Origin of the sequence: Actinoplanes sp. NPDC089786, from assembly GCF_040684855.1 — a bacterium.
Lineage (GTDB): Bacteria > Actinomycetota > Actinomycetes > Mycobacteriales > Micromonosporaceae > Actinoplanes.
This window is the reverse complement of the sequence record NZ_JBFBGU010000018.1, coordinates 24,485-42,135: the sequence shown is the minus strand read 5'-3', so window position 1 is coordinate 42,135 and position 17,651 is coordinate 24,485. Positions and strand designations below refer to the sequence as shown.

The window sequence follows — 17,651 nt, the reverse complement described above, 5'->3', positions numbered from 1 at the left end:
CTCGGGGGCGCCGCTCTCGGAGCCGCGCGGCCCACTGCGCGGTTGCCGCCCCGCGCGGTCCATCACCCCGGGCACGTCATTCACAGCCCCTTTGCTCTGAGCGCGTATAGGCAACACTTCGATGGTGGCGGTATCCGGATGTCGCCGGTATCCGAGTGTTGCCTATACGCGCTCAGAGCAAGGGGCTCGCCGTCGGGTGTTGCCTATACGCGCTCAGAGCAAAGGGCTCGCCGTCGGAAGTGCCTCCACGCGCTCTCGGCGAGGGCCGGGGTTTGGCGCGGAGCGCCGGAGGGTTGACCACGCACGCGGAATGAAGGTCGCGCGGCTCTGTTTTGGACGCGCCAGCGGCCAGGAGCCGGGTGACCGGCCTCGGCGGGAGCGACGGTCAGCACCACCCACCCAGCAACGACATCAAGCTTTTGATCTGGATCTACGTTGAGGCGAAAAGAGGGCCTCGGCGGGAGCTGCGGTCTGAAGCACCCACCCAGGTGCGACATCGAGATCTTGATCTTGATTTAACGGGTCAGGAGGGCTCGGAGGGCGACGTCGACCGAGGCCTGGAGGTCTTCGGTGGTGGCGCCGGCTGCGGCGTGGACGGCGTGGCCCTCGCTGAGCGCCATCACGAAGCGGGCCAGGGAGCGGGGGTCCATGCCGGGTGGGAGGTCGCCTTCGGACGCCGCGCGGGTCAGGCGTTGCTCGAGGGCCGACTCGGTGGCGGCGCGGCCGGCGGCCAGGATCTCGGAGACGGGGGCGTTCTCGGGTGAGCAGGCCAGGCCGCCCTGGACGGAGAGGCAGCCGGGGGGCTGGTCGCCGGCGGTGAGGCCGTCGGCGCTGGTGCGGAGGAAGGCTTCGATCGCGGCGTACGCGGTGGGCCGGTCGAGGGCGGCGCGGGCGGTGGCCAGCTTGGTGTCGTGGTAGCGGGCGAAGGCGCGCCGGAACAGTTCCCGCTTGCTGCCGAAGGTGGCGTACAGGCTGGGCCGGTTGATGCCCATGGCGCTGGTCAGGGCGCTCAGGGAGGCGCCCTCGTAGCCGTGCCGCCAGAAGACCACGGCGGCGCGGTCGAGGACCGTCTCCTCGTCGAAGGTCCGCGGACGGCCGGTGGTTGTGGTCATGCGGCCATCCTACCGCTCGGTACAAAAGGTGACCCGGGCCACCAACCGAGCGGTACAAAAGCTGTTACGGTTGGCCCAACCGAGCGGTACAAAGGAGACAGGCATGACCGTCACACTGATCACCGGCGCGAACAAGGGCATCGGGTACGAGACCGCGAAGCAGCTTCTCGAGCTGGGCCACACCGTGTACGTCGGCGCGCGGGACGCCGAGCGGGGCGAGAAGGCCGCGGCGGAGCTGGGCGCCCGGTTCGTGCGGCTCGACGTGACCGACGACGCGTCGGTGAACGACGCGCTGGCCGCCGTCGGGGCGGCCGAGGGACGGCTCGACGTGCTGGTGCACAACGCCGGCATCCTCGCCGACGGGGTGGTCGACGGGCCGGCCGCCCTCCGCGCGTTCGACACCAACGCGGTGGGGATCGTGCGGGTCACCGAGGCCGCGCTGCCCCTGCTGCGGAAGTCGTCCAACCCGACGGTGGTCACCGTGTCGAGCAGCATGGGGTCGTTCTGGGCGGTGAACAACCCCGAACGGCCGGAGTACGGCATGCCGCTCGCGCTCTACGCGGCGTCCAAGGCGGCGGCCACCATGCTCACCGTCCAGTACGCCAAGTCCCAGCCGGGCATCAAGTTCAACGCGCTCGAACCCGGCACCACGGCCACCGACATGACCGCGGCCTTCGGCATCGGACGCGCCCCGGCGGACAGCGCCGCGGTCGTCGTACGCCTGGCCACCCTCGGCCCGGACGGCCCGACCGGCACCTTCTCGGACGAGCACGGGCCGCTGGGCTGGTAGGCGCTGTGGTTCCTCGCGTCCGCCCGGGAGGAGCGGGGCTCACTCTCCCGCACGGTGAACGACCTCAAGATCCTCGGCTGATCGGGTGACCAGGGGCGGTCGTGGTTCGCGGCCGCGCCTCCATCGCCGGTACAGCAGGTACCCGATCACGATGGTCACGATCGGCGCGCCCGGGAACTTCACGTAGCGCACCAGCCCGCCACCGTCCGGCAGCACCAGGAACGCGGCCACCGCGGTCACCACCATGACGAGGTCGGTGCGTACGGTCGTGACCGCCAGCAGGATCAGCGGGAACATCACGTACCAGGGGTGGAACGACGGCGCCAGCGCGATCATCGCGGCGCTGGCCAGAGCCGCCCCCCGCAACGCGGCCCGGACCGGCTCGTCCGCGACCAGCGCCCGCACCCACAACCAGAGCACGGCGCCGGCCAACAGCACGATCGCGATGGCGCGTACGGCGGGCACGGCGTCGAAGCCGGGCCAGAAGAGCCGGCCCAGGTACGTGGTCGTCATGCCGACCGCCGTCGGTGGCGACGTGAACTGGATCAGATCCTGGGTGTGCGTCATGCCCGCCATCCAGCCCAGCCCCAGCCCGCTGGCCGCGGTCACGCCGCCCATGGTCGCCACGGTCACCCCGCCGACCAGCGCGAGCGCCCGGGCGGCGGGCCAGAACCGCAGCGGCCGGGGCACCGCGAGCAACGCCACGAACGGCACCACCACGATCGCCGTCGCCTTGACCGCGACGGCCAGCCCCAGCAGCACCCCGGCGCCGACCACGACCCGCACCGCGGCGCCGCCCCGAGCCCTGCCCCGGCCCGCACCGCCGCGACCCGCACCGCCGTCCCGCTCAGCCGCCGACACCGACGCATTGCCGCTGCTCAGCGCCATGTTCAAGATCGAAATCCTCGCGCGCGGGCCGCCACCTCCCCCACCCCTGTGGGTGGGCGGCAATGTAGCGCTCGGCTGTGACAGTTCGGCTCGGTTGTCCACAGGGGCGCCGGCCGCGACCGCGTCCACAGGCGGGCGGCCGATCACGAGCAGCGCCATCGCCCCGGCGACCGCGGCGATCATCAGCGTGTCGTTGTGCGGTCCGCCGACCAGATGCGCCCCGATCAGCGGCCCGGCCATGGCCACCCACAGCGCCCGCTCGGCCGGCACCCCGCAGCGCCGGGCCAGCGGCAGCAGCGCGGCCATGATCGCCACCAGGCCGGCCACGGCGAGCAGGCGCAGCAGCACGATCACCCCGGCCAGGCTTCCGCCCAGCAGCACCGCGGCCGCCGTGGCCAGCACGAACAGCGGACCGTAGGGCGCGGGCGTGTCCCGCCAGATCGGGGACACCGCTTCCACCCACGGGCACGGCAACGTGTCGACGCCGAACCGGTAGGGGCTCAGTCCGTTGACGTAGAGGTGACCCTGACAGGCGTACGAGAACACGTCGCGGCTGCCCATCGGCGGCACCACCAGGAACGGGGCCGCCCACAGCAGGATCGTCCCGACCGCCCAGCGGACCGACGGCACCCGGTCGCGCAGCCGCCACCAGGCCCAGGCCAGGCCCGCGGTGCCGAGCAGCCAGGTGGCCAGTACGACCGGCCCGTACGGCGCGGTGGCCACGGTGACCGGGGTGGACTGGACGTTGCCGCCGGGGTGCGCGCCGCCGAGCACCCCGGCCAGCGCGAGCAGGCCCGCGGCGCCGAAGCCGGTCCAGCGGATCGTCCCGGTTCGGAGCGGGGCATCCATCGGCGAAGGTTAACCGCGCTGGTCAAACGCCCGGGTGTGCGAAGGGTGAACCGCTGGGGAAGGGCAAGTACCCTGGGCACGCGCATGACGAGCGGTTCCGCAGCGAGGTCAACCGGGCCCGGCCGATCACGCCCGGGTTATAAGTCGGCAACAGCCGGATTTCTCGGTGATCAGTGGTGAAGATGCCACCATGTCCGTTCGATCTCGCCTGTTCATCATGCTCGCCGCCGTCCTGCTGACCAGTGCCGCCGCCACGCCGACCCGGGCCGCGCCGGTGGCCGGCGCGCCGAAGGACAAGGGCGCGGTGCTCGCGGCCTGGACGCAGACCTCCACGGCCAGCTACGCCAGGTGGCTCCTCGCGCGGGAGAACCGGGGCGCCTGGAAGACGTACGACTTCGACTGGGCCACCGACGGCTGCACCGGCGGCCCCGACCAGCCCTTCGGCTACGACTTCCGGCTCGCCTGCTACCGGCACGACTTCGGCTACCGCAACTACGGCGAGGCCGGCACCTTCCGGAGGAACAAGAAGCGGCTCGACCTCGCGTTCCGCGGCGACCTCGGCCGCGTCTGTGGCCGGCGGCCGCTCTGCCTGGTGCTGGCCAACACCTACTACACCGCGGCCGTGAGGTTCGGCCACGCCTGAGGTACGCCCATGATCGACTGGAGCAGGTCGGGGATCTCGAAGACGGCGCGGTTGCCGATCCGGCCGACGGCGACGCGGTAGGCGTCCATGTTGTCCACCACCTCGGCCACCCCCTCCGGGATGTCGCGGTAGGACTCCAGCACCACCCCGACGTTGTTCTCCTGGACCCACTCGGTGTTGTAGCGCTCCTGGTGCATGGTCCAGGCGTTGCGGACGACGATGACCGGCAGGCCCTGGCTGATCGCCTCGCTGATGCTGCCCGGCCCGGGCTTGCCGATGAAGTAGTCGCACAACCGCATGTAGCGGCGCATCTCCGAGGTGAACCCGAGGACGACCCGCGGCGCCGACGAATCCATGGCCCGGATGTCATCGGCGAGACCGGAGTTGTGCCCGCAGACGAAGATCAGCTGGGTGTCGGCCAGGCGCTTGGCGATCACCCGCATCTGCTTGGAGCCGTGCCCGCCGTACATCACCATGCCGGTCGGCCGGTCCGGATCGAGGCCCAGCTCGGCCATCGCGGCGGCCCGGTCGACCTGATGGTCCAGGTAGAAGTCGGGGTGGATGACCATCCCCGAGGTGCGGTGCACCCGGGCCGGATCGCAGCCGGCGGCCCGCGCCTGGAGCGCCGCCCGCGGCGTGCCGCAGATCCAGTGCTGGGGCTGGCGCGGCTCGATCCAGTAGCGCGGCGGCAGGTCGGCGAAGTCGGTCAGCACGGTCACGTACGGCGTGTCCGGCCTGGAGCGCTGCAACGAGTCGAACATCTGCCGGTTGAAGTGGGGCGCCACCGAGACCACCAGGTCGGGGCGGCTGGCGTCCCAGTGCGCCTGCATCCGCTTCACCACCGCCCGGTGTCCCATCCGGAGCGCCGCCTGCAGCACGTGGCGCTCGCGGATCAGACCGAGGGTCCAGCCGCGTTCCAGGCGCAGGTTGTAGTACTCCTCGGGCCGCTTCGTGGTGATCCGGCGGACGACATCCTGGGGATCGAGGATGTCGACCAGGTCGACGAGGCGCACCCGCCAGGGCCGTCCCTGTTCCCGGATGGCCACGTCGAGAGCCACGGCGGCGGCGCGATGGCCACCACCGGCCTTGATGTAGACGACATCGATCGTCTTCGTTCGCACGGTCGTCGCGGTCAGCAATCGATTAACCCTTTGGGCGGAACGGGCCGGCCTTTGACCGCAGGTCTTACCGGGCGGGGACAGGTCCCCGCCACCATTCCGGCGATGTTGTATCCAGACGTTCGCCCGGTCGCTACGAGGTGGCCGCCAGGAGACGCTCAGCCAACGCGCGGGCGGCCGAGCGCAGCTCCGGGCCCCCTTCGATGCGGAACGCCGCGGGCACCACGGCCAGCTGCTCGGCGTACCAATGGGGGTTGCTCGTCGTCCCGGTGAGGCGGCAGGTGGTGGCGGTGACCGGCACGACGCGGCCCAGCACGCGCGGCAGCCAGGCGAGCCGTTCCGCGGGCGCCTCGATGAGCACCTCGGCGGTGAACTCCCAGCCGGTCGCGAGGTGGTCCTCCAGGTCGGCGACCGGGTCGAGGCCGGCCGGGGGGACGAAGGTCTCGGCGCCGGGTTCGACGTGCGAGATGCGGTCCATCCGGTACGCGCGACGCGCGCCGGCGCCGTGCGACCAGCAGAGCAGATACCACCGCCCGTGCCGCACCACGACCGCCCACGGGTCGACCTCGGCGGTCCACTCGGTACCGGCCTCGGTGCGGTAGCCGGCCCGGACCCGGCGGCGCCCGGAGACCGCCTGCACGAGCGCGGTGGCGATGGCCGGGTCGGGCCGGGCGGCGCCGCGGTCCGGGGCGGGCGCGGCGGTCCGGCGTACCGCCTCGGCCTGGGCCGCGACCGGCTCCGGGAGCGCGCGCATGATCTTGGCGAGCGCGCTGCCCACCGGGTCGGTGGTGTCGCTCGCGTCGTGGTGGCCGTCGAGCACGGACATGACCAGCCCGAGCGCCTCGGTGGCGCTGAACATCAGCGGCGGCAGGCGCAGGCCACGGCCCAGCCGGTAGCCGCCGTACGGGCCGCGGACCGACTCGACCGGAATGCCGGCCTCGCGGAGGATCTCGGCGTAGCGCCGGGCCGCCCGCTCGGTGACGCCCAGCTTCTCGCCCAGCCGCTCGGCCGTGATGCCGGGGCTGCTCTGGATCAGCTCGAGCGCGAGCAACGCGCGCGCGGCCGGACTCGCCTTTTCCAAACCGGAAGCCTTTCGTCCGGAACCGACCCTAGCATCGCCTCATGACCGACAAGATCGTCGTGGAAGAGCTGTCCCCGGAGGCGACCGAGACCGAGGCGCTGCTGTTCGCGCTGGAGCGGTCGCGCATGCAGTTCGCCTGGAAGACCGGCGGGCTGGACGCGGCCGGGCTGAGCCGGACGCATCCGTCGTCGACCATGACCCTGGGCGGGCTGATCAAGCACCTGGCGCTGATCGAGGACTACTACACGTCCAAGTGGATCACCGGCGAGCCGATGGGCGCGCCCTGGGACCGGGCCGACTTCGACGCCGACCCGGACTGGGAGTGGCGGACCGGCGCCACGGATCGGCCGGACGAGCTGTACGCGCTGTGGTTCGGCGCGGTCGGGCGTGCCCGGAAGGCGATGTCCTCGATCCGGCCCGAACAGCCGTCGATCAAGGGGCCGAACTTCCGGCGGCTGCTGGTCGATCTTCACGACGAGTACGCTCGGCACGTCGGTCACGCCGACCTGCTGCGGGAGGCGATCGACGGGCTGACCGGAGAGGACCCGCCGCGGTGACTTCGCTCAAGGAACCGTTCACCGCCGAGCAGATCACGGTCGTGCCGGCCAACCAGGCGACGTGGGCCGACATCGACGCGGTGTTCGGGGCGTCCGACGCCGGCCGCTGCCACTGCCAGCGCTACAAGGTGATGGGTTGGATCTGGCGCGACTCCACCCAGGAGGAACGCACGGCGTCGCTGCGCGCGCAGACCGGCTGCGACCGGCCGGAGGCCACCACGACGAGCGGGCTGGTCGCCTACGTCGACGACGAGCCGGCGGGCTGGGTCGCGGTCGAGCCGCGCACCGCGTACCCGAAATATCGCTCCTCGCGGGTCGTCTGGGCCGGCCGCGCCGAGGACAAGGACGACCACGACGTCTGGGTGGTCTCGTGCATGGTGGTGCGTAAGGGCTTCCGCGGGCGCGGGCTCACCTACCACCTGGCCGAGGCGACCATCGGGTACGCCCGGGAGCGCGGCGCCCGTGCGCTGGAGGCGTACCCGATGAACACCGAGCCCGGGAAGACCATCACCTGGGGCGAACTGTCCGTCGGCCCGCTCCAGGCGTTCCAGGAAGCGGGTTTCCAGGAGCTGACCCACCCCACCCCGCGCCGCCACGTCATGCGCATCGACTTCTGATCAGTGGTAGCCCGGCCCGGCATCCGCCGCCGGAATACCGCTCTGCGCGACCACTGTCAGTCGACGATCTTGGTGCCCTCGAACGTGCCGATCTCCTCGTTGTAGAGCTCGATGCCGACGCCGTTGGGGTCGCGGACGTAGAGGCTGTCCTCCACGCCGCGGTCCGGGCCCAGGTATTCGATGCCGGCCGCGTCGAACCGGGCCCGGGCCGCGGCGAACTGCTCGGGGCTCACCGACAATGCGATGTGCTGCACGCCGCCGACGGTCTCCTGGAAGGCCGGGTGGTCGTGGCCGGGGAAGTCGAAGAAGCCGAGCAGGTTGCGGTTGCCCAGGTCGAAGAAGAAATGGCTGGAACCCTGGTAGTCGCGGTTCTCCACCAGCTCGACCAGCGGGAAGCCGATCACCTCCTGGTAGAACCGGATCGTCGCCTCGACGTCGGAGCAGATCAGCGCCGCGTGATGAAGACCGCGGCCGGTGGTGGCCGGTCGCAGCTCCTTGGGCAGCAGGTACTTGTCACGCAACTCGGTGCGGCGGGCGCGGACCGCCTCCAGGTCGGCGCCTTCCGGCTGCGGCATGGTGTCCCCCTCAGTGGTAGCTCAGCCCATATCCGTACGGGTAGAGCGAAGGTATCGCGACCGGAAGCTTCCCCACCGGATCCACCTCGCCGAACAGCACCCGGGTCAGCGACTCCAGCGAGGCCGCGGTGTAGCCATAGCTCGCCAGATAGGCCTTCACCTCAGGGAAGAGCGCGATGTCGTACGGGTTCCGCACGGCCGCCACCACCACCGGCTTTCCGGTGGCCAGCAGGGCGCGGACCAGCGACTGCTGCGCGGCGTTGGCGTTCATCGTGCTGACCACGATCAGGTCCTGGTTCTGCGCTGCGGCCACGGCCGCGTCGATCGAGGCCTGGGTCGGGTTCGCGCCGGTTTCGCGTACGGTCACCGCGGAACCGCGCCGGCCGATCGCCGCGCCCAGCGTGCTGGTGGTGGTCACGCCCCAGCCGGTCACGAGCACCTTGCCCGCGTCGGCCACGGGCAGGCCGTCCTTCTTGACCATGGTGATCGTCTGGTCGGTGATCTGCTGCTCGGCGGCCTTGTGACCGGCCGACCCGACCACCCGCTCGGCCCGGGCCGGGTCGACGAACGGCCGCCACAGGCCGCGCTTCAGCTTCAGCGTGAGGATCCGGGCGACCGACTCGTCGAGACGCTTCCGCGAGATCTCCCCGCTGTTCACGGCGTTCAGCACGGCGCCGAACGCGGTGTCCATCTGCGGGGCGAGCACCAGCTGGTCGGCGCCGGCCTGGAACGCCCGCACCGGCGCCACGGCCGGCGGGTAGTCGGCGGTCGCCCCGCCCATGTCCAGGGCGTCGGTGACGATCAGCCCGTCGTACCCCAGGTCTTCCCGGAGAAGCCCGGTGAGGATGGGACGGGACATGGTGGCCGGGGCGCCGCTCGGGTCGACCGACCTGAGCACCACGTGCGCCGTCATGATCGTGTCGACGCCCCGGCGGATGGCCGTGCGGAACGGCGGCAGGTCGATCGCGTCCAGCTGGGCCCGGGTGTGTGTGACCTCCGGAAGGCCGAAGTGGCTGTCGACGGCCGTGTCACCGTGGCCCGGGAAGTGCTTGGCGACGGTCGCCACCCCGCCCGCGTGGTAGCCGTCGACCTGGGCGCCGACCATGCTCGAGACCAGGCCCGCGTCGGCGCCGGCCGAGCGTACGCCGATCACCGGGTTGGCGGGGTTGACGTTGACGTCGGCGACCGGCGCGTAGTCCTGGTTGATGCCCACGGAGGCCAGCTCGGCCCCGATGACCCGGGCCGACTTCCGCGCGGCGGCGGTCGACCGGGCCGCGCCGAGCGCCATGTTGCCCGGCATCGCGGTGGCCGGCGCGGTGAGCCGATAGACGACCGCGCCGCCTTCCTGATCGGTCGAGATCAACAGCGGGATGGGTACGCGGCGGCGCAGCGCGGCCCGCTGCAGCCCGTTGGAGAGCGTGGCGATCTGACGCGGATTCTGCACGTTGTCGGGCCCGCGCCGCGCGTCGAAGTAGATGACGCCACCCGGCTGATACTTGGCGACCACCTGCGCCGGCGTGTCGACACCGTAGAGCGCCTGATTGCGGGCGGCCACCGCGGGCGTGACACTCTCGGCGTCCGGCCCGTAGACCTCGACCACGAAGAGCTGGCCGACCTTCTCCCGCACGGTCATGTGCCGCAGCATCGCCCGCACCACGGCCGACACCCCGTCAGTCGCCTGCGCAACCCCCGGCGGCGCCAGCAGAGCAACGATCGCGACCAGGGCCACTCCGGCGCGCGCAGACCACCGAGAACGCATTGTCGACCTCCCCGTACAGGCATCGATCTGCCTGACTCTATGCCCACTCGCCGGCCGCCGTCCTGACCGCCGCCCTCGACTCCGGCGGCGCCCTCCCCAAATGAGGGGGTTTCCCGCCGAAGGGGAATCTCGGCGCCAGGGACGTCCGTACGGTTGATTTGTGATCCACAGACGCGTGGTGGTGTCCGGCGACGTGCAGGGTGTCTTCTTCCGCGACACGTGCCGCCGGGAAGCCGTGCGCGCGGGCGTCACCGGGTGGGTGCGCAACCTGGACGACGGCACGGTCGAGGCGGTCTTCGAGGGGTCGCCCGAGGCGGTGCAGCTGCTGCTGAGCTGGGCGCACCGCGGGCCGCTGCGGGCGACCGTGACCGGCGTCGAGGTCAGCGACGGGCCGGTCGAAGGCTGCGAGGGGTACGAGATCCGCTAGGCCACGCGCGTGATCGCTCCTGGGGGCGGCGCGGGGACGGCGTCGGGGTGCAGGATCGCGGCGATCGCGTCCACGCCGTCGATCAGGCGCGGGCCCGGGCGTACGACCAGGCCGTCGCCGTCGATCGCCCACACCTGAGCGCCCGGGAAGTGCGGGACGACGAGCTTCGCCTGTTGCGCGGCGCCATCGAGGTGGAAACCACAGGGCGTGACGATGACGTACTGCGGGTCGGTCGCGGCGAGGGCGGCCCAGGTCGTTTCCGCGGAGCGTACCCCCGGATTTGCCCCCACCGCCTCACCTCCCGCCGCGCTGACCAGGTCGGGCACCCAGTGGCCGGCGGAGAACGGCGGGTCCACCCACTCGACCAGCGCCACCCGCGGCCGCTCACGGCCCGCGACGGTGGCGGAGATCTTGGCGAGCCGCTCACGCAGGGTGCGCACCAGGCTTTCCGATCGCCCGGGTACGCCGGCCCGCGCGCCGACCTCGACGATGGTGCCGAGGACGTCGTCGAGCGTGTACGGATCGAGCGACAGCACGTCGGACCGGCAGCCGAGGTGGCCGAGCGCGTCCTCGACCTGCCCGGACGGAAGGGCACAGACCCGGCACAGGTCCTGCGTGAGGATCAGCTCGGGATCGAGCCCGGCGAGCGCCCCGGCCCGCAGCGTGTAGAGGTCTTCACCGGCCGCCATCCGCTCCTTGACGTAGTCGTCGATCTCGCCCGGCGTCAGTCCCGACGTGTCCCGCCCACCCACGACGACGGCTTTGTCGCGCCGGGCCTCCGCCGGCTCGTCGCACTCGAAGGTCACGCCGACCAGGTCGTCACCCAGGCCGAGGGCGTAGACGATCTCGGTGGCCGACGGCAGCAGCGAGACGATGCGCATGCCTCGAGCCTATGACGGCCGCCCGGCCGGCTCCGGCGTGGCCGCCGGCCGCGACTCGGTCTCTCAGCTCCATCGGTCCTATGGTCGTCAGCGTGACCCCCGAAGTCGAACACCTTCACGCGACCCTCGAGAGCCTGCGGGCCGGCGTGCTGAGGAAGCTGGCCGGGCTGACCGAGGAGGACGCCCGCCGCAGCACGGTCGGCTCGGGCACCAACGTGGCCGGCCTGGTACAACACCTGACGTTCGCCGAGTCGGCCTGGTTCGGCACACCCGCCCGCGGCCGGCGCTCGATGACGGTCGACCCGTCGGTGTCGCTGAGCGAGCTGCGCGCCGACTACCGGGCGGCCTGCGCGGCCACCAACGCGATCATCGAGGCGGCCGCCGGCGGCGACACGCCGGTGACCAGCAAGGGCAGGCCCGGCACCCTGCGCACGGCCCTGCTCGCGGTCATCGCCGAGACGGCCCGCCACGCCGGCCACGCCGACATCATCCGCGAACAGATCGACGGCGCGACCGGCCGTTGATCGCTGCTCCGGGGGTGGGGAACCCGTGTCACGATGGGGTCATGACCGAGGAGCCCGCTGTCGAGGTTGACGGCGCCGAATACCGCGCCACGAAGTTCGGGGCGCTTCCGCCGCGGGTGCACCCGGATGACGCGGTAGCCCTGACCGAGACGGATGTGCCACGGGTACGGCCCGACGACGGGGCCGGCGGCGAAGACCAGTGGATGCTGCGCAACGCCGCCGGCTGAGTCCCGTGGCCGGGTGGCCGGACGGGCCCTGACGTCAGGGCGAGATCATGATCGCGGCCGACGGGCAGACGGCGGCCGCGTCGCGTACCGCATCGGTCTGGTCCTCGGCCGGGGTCGCCGCCAGCAGAAGGACCACGCCGTCTTCCTCGCGCTGGTCGAAGACCTCCGGCGCGAGCATCACACACTGGCCCGCGCCGCAGCATTTCTCCTGGTCAACCGTCACCTTCACCATGTGACCGGCAGCTCCTGCAACCCGCCGACGATCAGGCCCTCCTTGCGGCGCAGCTCGCTCGGCGGCACCGCCAGCTCCAGCGTCGGCACGCGGTCGGTGAGCACGGTCAGCACCGACTGGAGCTCCACCCGCGCGAGCGCCTGGCCGAGGCACGCGTGCAGCCCGGCGCCGAACGCGAGATGCGGGTTGGGCTTGCGGTCGAGCACCACCTCGTCGGCGTCGGCGAACGCACGGGCGTCCCGGTTCGCGGCGGCCATCGAGTTGATCACCGTGCTGCCGGCCGGGATCTTCTGACCGCTGACCTCGATGTCCTCGGAGATGTAGCGCGGAATGCCGAAGCCCGGGTTGGGGTCGGCCCGCAGCGACTCCTCGACCGCGGACGGGACCAGCGTGGGGTCTTCGACCAGGCGCGCGTAGTGCCGCCGGTCGGCCAGCAGCACGGCCATCATCTTGCCGATCATGCTGGCGGTGGTCTCGTGCCCGGCCACCAGCAGGCCCTGGCCGGTGCCGATCAGCTCGGCCTCACTCAGCCGGCCGTCCTCGCTGTCGACCACCGCGGCCAGCTCGCTGAGCAGGTCATCGCCGGGGTGGGCGCGCTTGGACCGGACATGCGCGGCCATGAACTGGTGGAACTCGACCGCGGCGGTGTACAGCTCCTCCTCGGTGTAGCGGTTCAGGTTGAGCATGGCGTCGGACCAGTGCGCGAACCGGACCCGTTCCTCGGCCGGCACCCCGAGCAGCTCGCAGATCACGAACACCGGCAGCGGGAAGCCGAGCGCGGCGTTCAGGTCGGTGGGCCGCTCGCCGGCCAGCATGTCGTCGATCAGGCGGTGGGCGATCTCCTCGATGCGGGGGCGCATCGCGTTGACCCGCCTGGCCGTGAAGGTGCGGCCCATCATCCGCCGCCAGCGCAGATGCCCGTCGCCCTCCATCATCTGGGCGATCGGGCTGTCCTCGTTGAACAGGCCACCGGAGTCGGACGCGGTCAGCCGCGCGGCGTCCGGCGCGGTCAGGCGGCGGGTGAACCGGGGGTCGGCGAGCATCGCCTTGACGTCGTCGTAGCCGGTCAGCAGCAGCGCCTCGTCGCCGCTGACCAGGCGTACCCGGGAGACCGGGCAACCGCGGCGTTCCACCAGCTCAGGCGGGTGCCGCAGCGCGTCCTCCTGCGTGAATGGATAGGTGGGGACTTCCTCAGCAGTAGTCACGTTCCATGATGGACACCACACGGAGCGTTTTGTCCCGCCGCCTGTCCTAGATCTGACCCGGCTATTCTCGCGCCATGTTCCTGATCACCGGCGCGATGGCCGCGGGCAAGTCCACTGTGGCTTCCCTGCTGGCCGCGCGGCTGCCGAAGGCGGCCCACGTCCGGGGCGACGCCTTCCGCCGCATGATCGTCTCGGGCCGCCCCGCCTCGGCCGACCCCGCGTTGCTCTCCCTGCGCTACCGGCTCGCCGCGATGACCGCCGACGAGTACGCGCGGGCGGGCTACACCCCGGTCGTCCAGGACGTGATCCTCGGCCCCGACCTGGCCGACGTGGTCGCCATGATCACCACGCGCCCCTTGCATGTCGTCGTACTGGCGCCGAGCGTGTCGGTGCTGGCTGCCCGCGAGGCCCTCAGAGCCAAGCAGGGGTACGGAGAATGGACGCCCGCCGAGCTCGACCGCTCGCTGCGGGAGGACACGCCACGCCTGGGGCTCTGGCTCGACACCTCGGACCAGACGCCGGACGAAACGGTCGACACCCTGCTGGCGAACCTGCCGGCCGCCCGGGTGACGTGCTAGATCACCAGGTCGCCGTCTACCGGCCCCTGCTCGAACCCATGGGCCTCACCCACCCGCAATACCTGGTGATGCTCGCCCTGTGGCAACACGCGCCCCTGTCCGTACGCCGCCTCAGCGAACTTCTCCAACTCGACCCCGGCACCCTGTCGCCCCTGCTCAAGCGCCTGGAAGCAATCGGCTACCTGCGCCGCGAACGCGACCCGGCCGACGAACGCAGCCTGGCCATCACCCTCACCACCGAGGGCCGCTCCCTCCGCAGCAAGGCCGAGAAGATCCCGCCCGCCGTCGTCGAACGCCTCGGCCTCCCCCTCGCCGACCTGCAAAGCCTGCACGCCGCCCTGACCCGGGTGATCGCCGCCGCTGTCACATAGCCGGGCTTGGGCTCGTCCCGATGGCATGAAACTCTCTCTCGCGGCCAAGCGCGTGGTCGCAGCCCTGCTCGCCGTGGTGGCCGCCGTCGTGGGCGTGTGGGCCGCGGCGTTCCCGGCGTCCTTCTATGCCGACTTCCCGCTGCCGGGGCGCCACTGGGTGTCGACGCTGGGGGCGTACAACGAGCATCTGACTCGGGATGTGGGCGGGCTCTATCTAGGGTTGCTGGTGCTGACGGTGTGGGCGGTTCGTCGGCCGTCGGTGGCGGGGATGTCGGTCACGGGCGGGGCTTGGCTGGTCTTCGATGCGCAGCATCTGCTGTGGCACTCGCTGCACTTGGGGGCGTTTTCGATGGTTGACAAGGTGGGCAATGTGGTCAGCCTTGTCGGGGTTCTGGTGCTGTCGGTGCTTCTGCTGGTTCCGGCGCGTGAGAAGGCGCCGACGTCACAGTGATCGGCCTGTGGACAACGCCCGAAACCGTCGGGCCGCGCTGCTACATTTCCGACCCACCCAGTGCCGGGGTGGGGGTGGCGGCGGGGCCGGCGCCGGAAATTTCGCGAACTTTCGGGCGGCGTCCGCGGTGGCGGCATATGGCTTGCGCGCTGGGCCCGGGCTGGGATTTGCGAGGTGCCGGGGGTGCCCGCTCGCCGTCTGCGCCGCCTCTCGCCTGGGTCGACGGGTCAAGCTGAGGCACCCCGCTGCCTGCTCATCGTCACTGCCGCCAGTCCAGCCGGGACCGGGGTCAAGCCGGCGCATGCCGGGTGCCCGCTCACCGTCACTGCCACCACTCCAGCCAGGACCCGGGTCAAGCAGAGGTGCGCCAGGCGCCCGGGTGTCCGCTCACCGTCGCTGCCGCCAGTCGCGGTGGCCGCCGGGCAAGGAGCGGTAGGAGGGCCCGGCGTCCGGGCCTGAAACAGCGGGCTGGGCTACCACTCCGGCGAGCGGTGGTAGAACACGGCGGCGTCCGAGACCCGCAACGCGGGCTTGGCTACCACCCGGACGAACGGTGGTAGGACACGGTGGCATCTGGGGTGGGCGAGGTGGCGGCATGGGGCGGCGGGCAGCGGTGGCGGTGGCGGGGGCTGGGAGGGAGCGCCGGCGTGAGCTATGCGATCAGCCCGCTAAACCTCGGCTTGGCGCCAGAACTGGCGTGGGGCGTAGCCGTCTCGGCGTAGCCAGTGTTCGGTGTAGACGATGCGGGTGGGTTCGACTACGACCAAGGTTTCGCGGGGTGGGTCGGAGAGGGGGCGGCCGCGTTCGGCGTGTTCGTTCTCCCAGCGGAAGGATGGCCAGTAACGCTGCTGGGCTGGGTCGTCGGGTGGGAGCACCTGCGCTTGGCCAAATAGTTGGGCGCCTCGGCTGCTGGCCAGGCCGACCAGGGGCGCGAAGACGCCGATTGAGACGCGGGGGTCGGCGGCTATGTTGCGCATCTTCGGCGAGCGCGGGGCGGCGGTGAACATGACCGCCAGGCCGAACGGGTAGTAGCGGACCGGCGTTGCCAACGGGCCGTCGGGGCCGGTGGTGGCAAGGACGCACATGTTCTGGCAGCGGAGGAGTTGGAGGATTCGCTCCTCCAGCAAGTTCCGTGGCAAGCGGCCGGACGGCGCCGGACCCTGCAGCCAGTCGTCACCCGATGTCACGCCTTTGCCCTCCCCACGCCTGGGCCCGGCCCACGCAGGAGCCCGCCCCGCGCAGGAACTCGCGCCACGCAGGAGCCCGGCGCGCGCCGGAACCCGCCACACGCACGAACTCCCGCCACGCTGGAGCTCGGCGCGCGCCGGGACCCGCCCCGCACGGGAAGTCGCGCCGCGCGGGAGACCGGCACGGGCCGGGAGCCGCGCCTGACGCCGGATGGTCGCCAACGGCCTGGACGGACGCCTGGCTTCGGGAGAGGGCGGGACTTTGCTGTGCCCGTACCCGTCATCTTCTAGAAGCCCCAGACCAGGCAGAAAGGGTGACCGTGCGGGTCGGCGTAGACGCGGAAGGTCTTGCCGCCGCCGGGCAGCCGGGTTGCGCCCAAGGACAGCGCCTCCGACTCGGCCGGCTCGATGTCGGTGACTCGGACGTCCAGGTGCATCTGTTGTGGGTGGGCGGGGTCGGGCCATCGGGGTGGCTGGTGGTCGGTGACACGCTGGAACGCGATGCCGGGGCGGTCGGGGGCGTCGCCGATCACGATCCAGTCGCCCTCGTCCTGGATGCGCTGCATGCCGACCAAGGATTGGTAGAACGACGCGAGGGCGGACGGGTCGGGGGTGTCGATGATGAGGCCGTGCCAGCGTCCGATCATCGGGGCAGGTTATCGAGTTCCTCGATCGCGGTGGGGGGCAGCGTGAGGCCGGCGCCGGCGATGTTGTCGCGCAGGTGGGCCACCGACGAAGTGCCGGGGATGAGCAGGATGTTCGGCGAGCGCTGGAGCAGCCAGGCCAGGGCGACGGCGAGCGGGGTGGCGTCCAGGGACTTCGCGACGGCGTCCAGCCCGGCCGATTGCAGCGGGTTGAAGCCGCCCAGCGGGAAGTACGGGACGTAGGCGATGCCTTGTTGCGCGGTGTGATCGATGAGGGCGTCGTCGTGACGGTTGGCGATGTTGTAGAAGTTCTGCACGCACACGATCGGGACGATCCGCTGCGCCTCGGCGAGCTGGTCGGCGTCGACCGTGCTGAGGCCCAGGTGCCGGATCAGGCCCTGCTCGCGCAGCTCGGCCAGCACCTCGACCTTGTCGGCGATCGAGCCGGGCTCCGGGCCCCGCATGCCGCCGAGCCGCAGGTTGACCACGTCGAGCGCCTCCACGCCGAGCCGCTCGATGTTCTCGCGCACCGCCCGGCGCAGGTCGTCCGGGCCCAGCGCGGACGGCCATCCGCCCTGGTCATCGCGGCGGGCGCCGACCTTGGTGACGATGATCAGGTCCTCCGGGTAGGGGTGCAGCGCCTCCCGGATCAGCTCGTTGGTCACGTACGGGCCGTAGTAGTCGGACGTGTCGATGTGACGGATGCCCAGGTCGACGGCGGTGCGCAGGACGCGGACGGCCTCGTCGCGGTCCTTCGGCGGCCCGAACGCGTGGGGGCCGGCCAGCTGCATGGCGCCGTAGCCCACACGGGTGAACTCGAGGTCGGCGACGGTGAAGGTGCCGCCGGGCAGATCGGTTGTCGTCATCCCCCGAATCTGCCCCTCTCCGCGCCGGATAGGCATCGTCCCCCTCTTCCTGGGACTGCCGGTGCCAGG

The 17,651-nt window shown here is 71.6% G+C and carries 22 protein-coding genes; 10 read left to right on the top strand and 12 right to left on the bottom strand.

Annotated features, from left to right (window positions below; genetic code table 11):
* Nucleotides 1–515: 515 nt before the first annotated feature.
* Nucleotides 516–1,112: a TetR/AcrR family transcriptional regulator gene (locus tag AB0O15_RS35265; protein WP_364327983.1), complete on the bottom strand. Its 597-nt coding sequence runs from the start codon at nucleotides 1,110–1,112 to the stop codon at nucleotides 516–518.
* Nucleotides 1,113–1,215: 103 nt separating this feature from the next.
* Here AB0O15_RS35265 and AB0O15_RS35260 point away from each other — a divergent pair, with 103 nt between their 5' ends.
* Entirely contained in the window at nucleotides 1,216–1,902 is a 687-nt protein-coding gene (locus tag AB0O15_RS35260; RefSeq protein ID WP_364327980.1) for an SDR family NAD(P)-dependent oxidoreductase, read from the top strand.
* Nucleotides 1,903–1,941: 39 nt separating this feature from the next.
* On the opposite strand, the gene mptB is transcribed toward AB0O15_RS35260, so the two are convergent.
* Nucleotides 1,942–3,639 carry a polyprenol phosphomannose-dependent alpha 1,6 mannosyltransferase MptB gene (gene mptB, locus AB0O15_RS35255; protein WP_364327977.1) on the bottom strand — a complete coding sequence of 566 codons (1,698 nt, stop codon included), beginning with the start codon at nucleotides 3,637–3,639 and terminating at the stop codon, nucleotides 1,942–1,944.
* Nucleotides 3,640–3,829: 190 nt separating this feature from the next.
* Here mptB and AB0O15_RS35250 point away from each other — a divergent pair, with 190 nt between their 5' ends.
* Entirely contained in the window at nucleotides 3,830–4,282 is a 453-nt protein-coding gene (locus AB0O15_RS35250) for a phospholipase (protein WP_364327974.1), read from the top strand.
* Here the strand turns inward: AB0O15_RS35250 and AB0O15_RS35245 are convergent.
* Complete coding sequence (locus tag AB0O15_RS35245) at nucleotides 4,249–5,403, bottom strand: glycosyltransferase (protein ID WP_364327971.1); 1,155 nt, start codon at nucleotides 5,401–5,403, stop codon at nucleotides 4,249–4,251. The two genes, AB0O15_RS35250 and AB0O15_RS35245, sit on opposite strands and share 34 nt — an antisense overlap.
* A 130-nt stretch (nucleotides 5,404–5,533) precedes the next feature.
* Nucleotides 5,534–6,481, bottom strand: coding sequence for a WYL domain-containing protein (locus AB0O15_RS35240; RefSeq protein ID WP_364327968.1), 948 nt, complete (start codon nucleotides 6,479–6,481; stop codon nucleotides 5,534–5,536).
* A 41-nt stretch (nucleotides 6,482–6,522) separates the two neighbouring features.
* Here AB0O15_RS35240 and AB0O15_RS35235 point away from each other — a divergent pair, with 41 nt between their 5' ends.
* Both AB0O15_RS35235 and AB0O15_RS35230 read left to right on the top strand, forming a co-directional pair.
* Nucleotides 6,523–7,038, top strand: coding sequence for a DUF664 domain-containing protein (locus AB0O15_RS35235; RefSeq protein ID WP_364327966.1), 516 nt, complete (start codon nucleotides 6,523–6,525; stop codon nucleotides 7,036–7,038).
* Nucleotides 7,035–7,655, top strand: coding sequence for a GNAT family N-acetyltransferase (locus AB0O15_RS35230; RefSeq protein WP_364327963.1), 621 nt, complete (start codon nucleotides 7,035–7,037; stop codon nucleotides 7,653–7,655). The genes AB0O15_RS35235 and AB0O15_RS35230 overlap by 4 nt, the downstream gene beginning before the upstream one ends.
* Nucleotides 7,656–7,711: 56 nt before the next feature.
* On the opposite strand, the gene AB0O15_RS35225 is transcribed toward AB0O15_RS35230, so the two are convergent.
* Together AB0O15_RS35225 and AB0O15_RS35220 are read right to left on the bottom strand one after the other, a co-directional pair.
* Nucleotides 7,712–8,230 carry a VOC family protein gene (locus AB0O15_RS35225; protein ID WP_364327960.1) on the bottom strand — a complete coding sequence of 173 codons (519 nt, stop codon included), beginning with the start codon at nucleotides 8,228–8,230 and terminating at the stop codon, nucleotides 7,712–7,714.
* A gap of 10 nt (nucleotides 8,231–8,240) precedes the next feature.
* Nucleotides 8,241–9,989, bottom strand: a complete 1,749-nt coding sequence (locus AB0O15_RS35220; RefSeq protein ID WP_364327958.1) for a glycoside hydrolase family 3 N-terminal domain-containing protein — start codon at nucleotides 9,987–9,989, stop codon at nucleotides 8,241–8,243.
* Between the two features lie 160 nt (nucleotides 9,990–10,149).
* On the opposite strand from AB0O15_RS35220, the gene AB0O15_RS35215 reads away from it, so the two are divergent.
* Nucleotides 10,150–10,416, top strand: coding sequence for an acylphosphatase (locus AB0O15_RS35215; RefSeq protein ID WP_364327955.1), 267 nt, complete (start codon nucleotides 10,150–10,152; stop codon nucleotides 10,414–10,416).
* Here the strand turns inward: AB0O15_RS35215 and AB0O15_RS35210 are convergent.
* Nucleotides 10,413–11,297 carry an ABC transporter substrate-binding protein gene (locus AB0O15_RS35210; protein WP_364327953.1) on the bottom strand — a complete coding sequence of 295 codons (885 nt, stop codon included), beginning with the start codon at nucleotides 11,295–11,297 and terminating at the stop codon, nucleotides 10,413–10,415. The genes AB0O15_RS35215 and AB0O15_RS35210 overlap by 4 nt on opposite strands.
* 92 nt (nucleotides 11,298–11,389) lie before the next feature.
* On the opposite strand from AB0O15_RS35210, the gene AB0O15_RS35205 reads away from it, so the two are divergent.
* Both AB0O15_RS35205 and AB0O15_RS35200 read left to right on the top strand, forming a co-directional pair.
* Entirely contained in the window at nucleotides 11,390–11,821 is a 432-nt protein-coding gene (locus tag AB0O15_RS35205; RefSeq protein ID WP_364327950.1) for a DinB family protein, read from the top strand.
* 41 nt (nucleotides 11,822–11,862) lie between these two features.
* A complete protein-coding gene (locus AB0O15_RS35200) occupies nucleotides 11,863–12,048 on the top strand; it encodes a hypothetical protein (protein WP_364327947.1) in 186 nt (61 codons plus the stop codon).
* A 34-nt stretch (nucleotides 12,049–12,082) separates the two neighbouring features.
* Here AB0O15_RS35200 and AB0O15_RS35195 read toward each other — a convergent pair whose 3' ends face one another.
* Entirely contained in the window at nucleotides 12,083–12,280 is a 198-nt protein-coding gene (locus AB0O15_RS35195) for a ferredoxin (protein WP_364327944.1), read from the bottom strand.
* Nucleotides 12,274–13,485, bottom strand: coding sequence for a cytochrome P450 (locus tag AB0O15_RS35190; protein WP_364327942.1), 1,212 nt, complete (start codon nucleotides 13,483–13,485; stop codon nucleotides 12,274–12,276). The genes AB0O15_RS35195 and AB0O15_RS35190 overlap by 7 nt, the downstream gene beginning before the upstream one ends.
* 74 nt (nucleotides 13,486–13,559) lie before the next feature.
* Here AB0O15_RS35190 and AB0O15_RS35185 point away from each other — a divergent pair, with 74 nt between their 5' ends.
* Genes AB0O15_RS35185 through AB0O15_RS35175 form a run of 3 tightly spaced genes read left to right on the top strand, consistent with a single transcriptional unit; the run spans nucleotide 13,560 to nucleotide 14,885 of the window.
* Nucleotides 13,560–14,063, top strand: a complete 504-nt coding sequence (locus AB0O15_RS35185; protein WP_364327939.1) for an AAA family ATPase — start codon at nucleotides 13,560–13,562, stop codon at nucleotides 14,061–14,063.
* Between the two features lie 38 nt (nucleotides 14,064–14,101).
* Complete coding sequence (locus AB0O15_RS35180) at nucleotides 14,102–14,434, top strand: MarR family transcriptional regulator (RefSeq protein ID WP_364328396.1); 333 nt, start codon at nucleotides 14,102–14,104, stop codon at nucleotides 14,432–14,434.
* 25 nt (nucleotides 14,435–14,459) lie between these two features.
* Complete coding sequence (locus tag AB0O15_RS35175; protein ID WP_364327936.1) at nucleotides 14,460–14,885, top strand: hypothetical protein; 426 nt, start codon at nucleotides 14,460–14,462, stop codon at nucleotides 14,883–14,885.
* A gap of 668 nt (nucleotides 14,886–15,553) precedes the next feature.
* Here AB0O15_RS35175 and AB0O15_RS35170 read toward each other — a convergent pair.
* From AB0O15_RS35170 to AB0O15_RS35160, 3 genes are all read right to left on the bottom strand, one after another.
* Nucleotides 15,554–16,072 (bottom strand): pyridoxamine 5'-phosphate oxidase family protein, encoded by a 519-nt coding sequence (locus AB0O15_RS35170; RefSeq protein WP_364327933.1) that lies wholly within the window; start codon nucleotides 16,070–16,072, stop codon nucleotides 15,554–15,556.
* A 287-nt stretch (nucleotides 16,073–16,359) separates the two neighbouring features.
* A complete protein-coding gene (locus tag AB0O15_RS35165; RefSeq protein ID WP_364327931.1) occupies nucleotides 16,360–16,719 on the bottom strand; it encodes a VOC family protein in 360 nt (119 codons plus the stop codon).
* Nucleotides 16,716–17,582, bottom strand: coding sequence for an oxidoreductase (locus tag AB0O15_RS35160; RefSeq protein ID WP_364327928.1), 867 nt, complete (start codon nucleotides 17,580–17,582; stop codon nucleotides 16,716–16,718). The genes AB0O15_RS35165 and AB0O15_RS35160 overlap by 4 nt, the downstream gene beginning before the upstream one ends.
* Nucleotides 17,583–17,651: the final 69 nt, after the last annotated feature.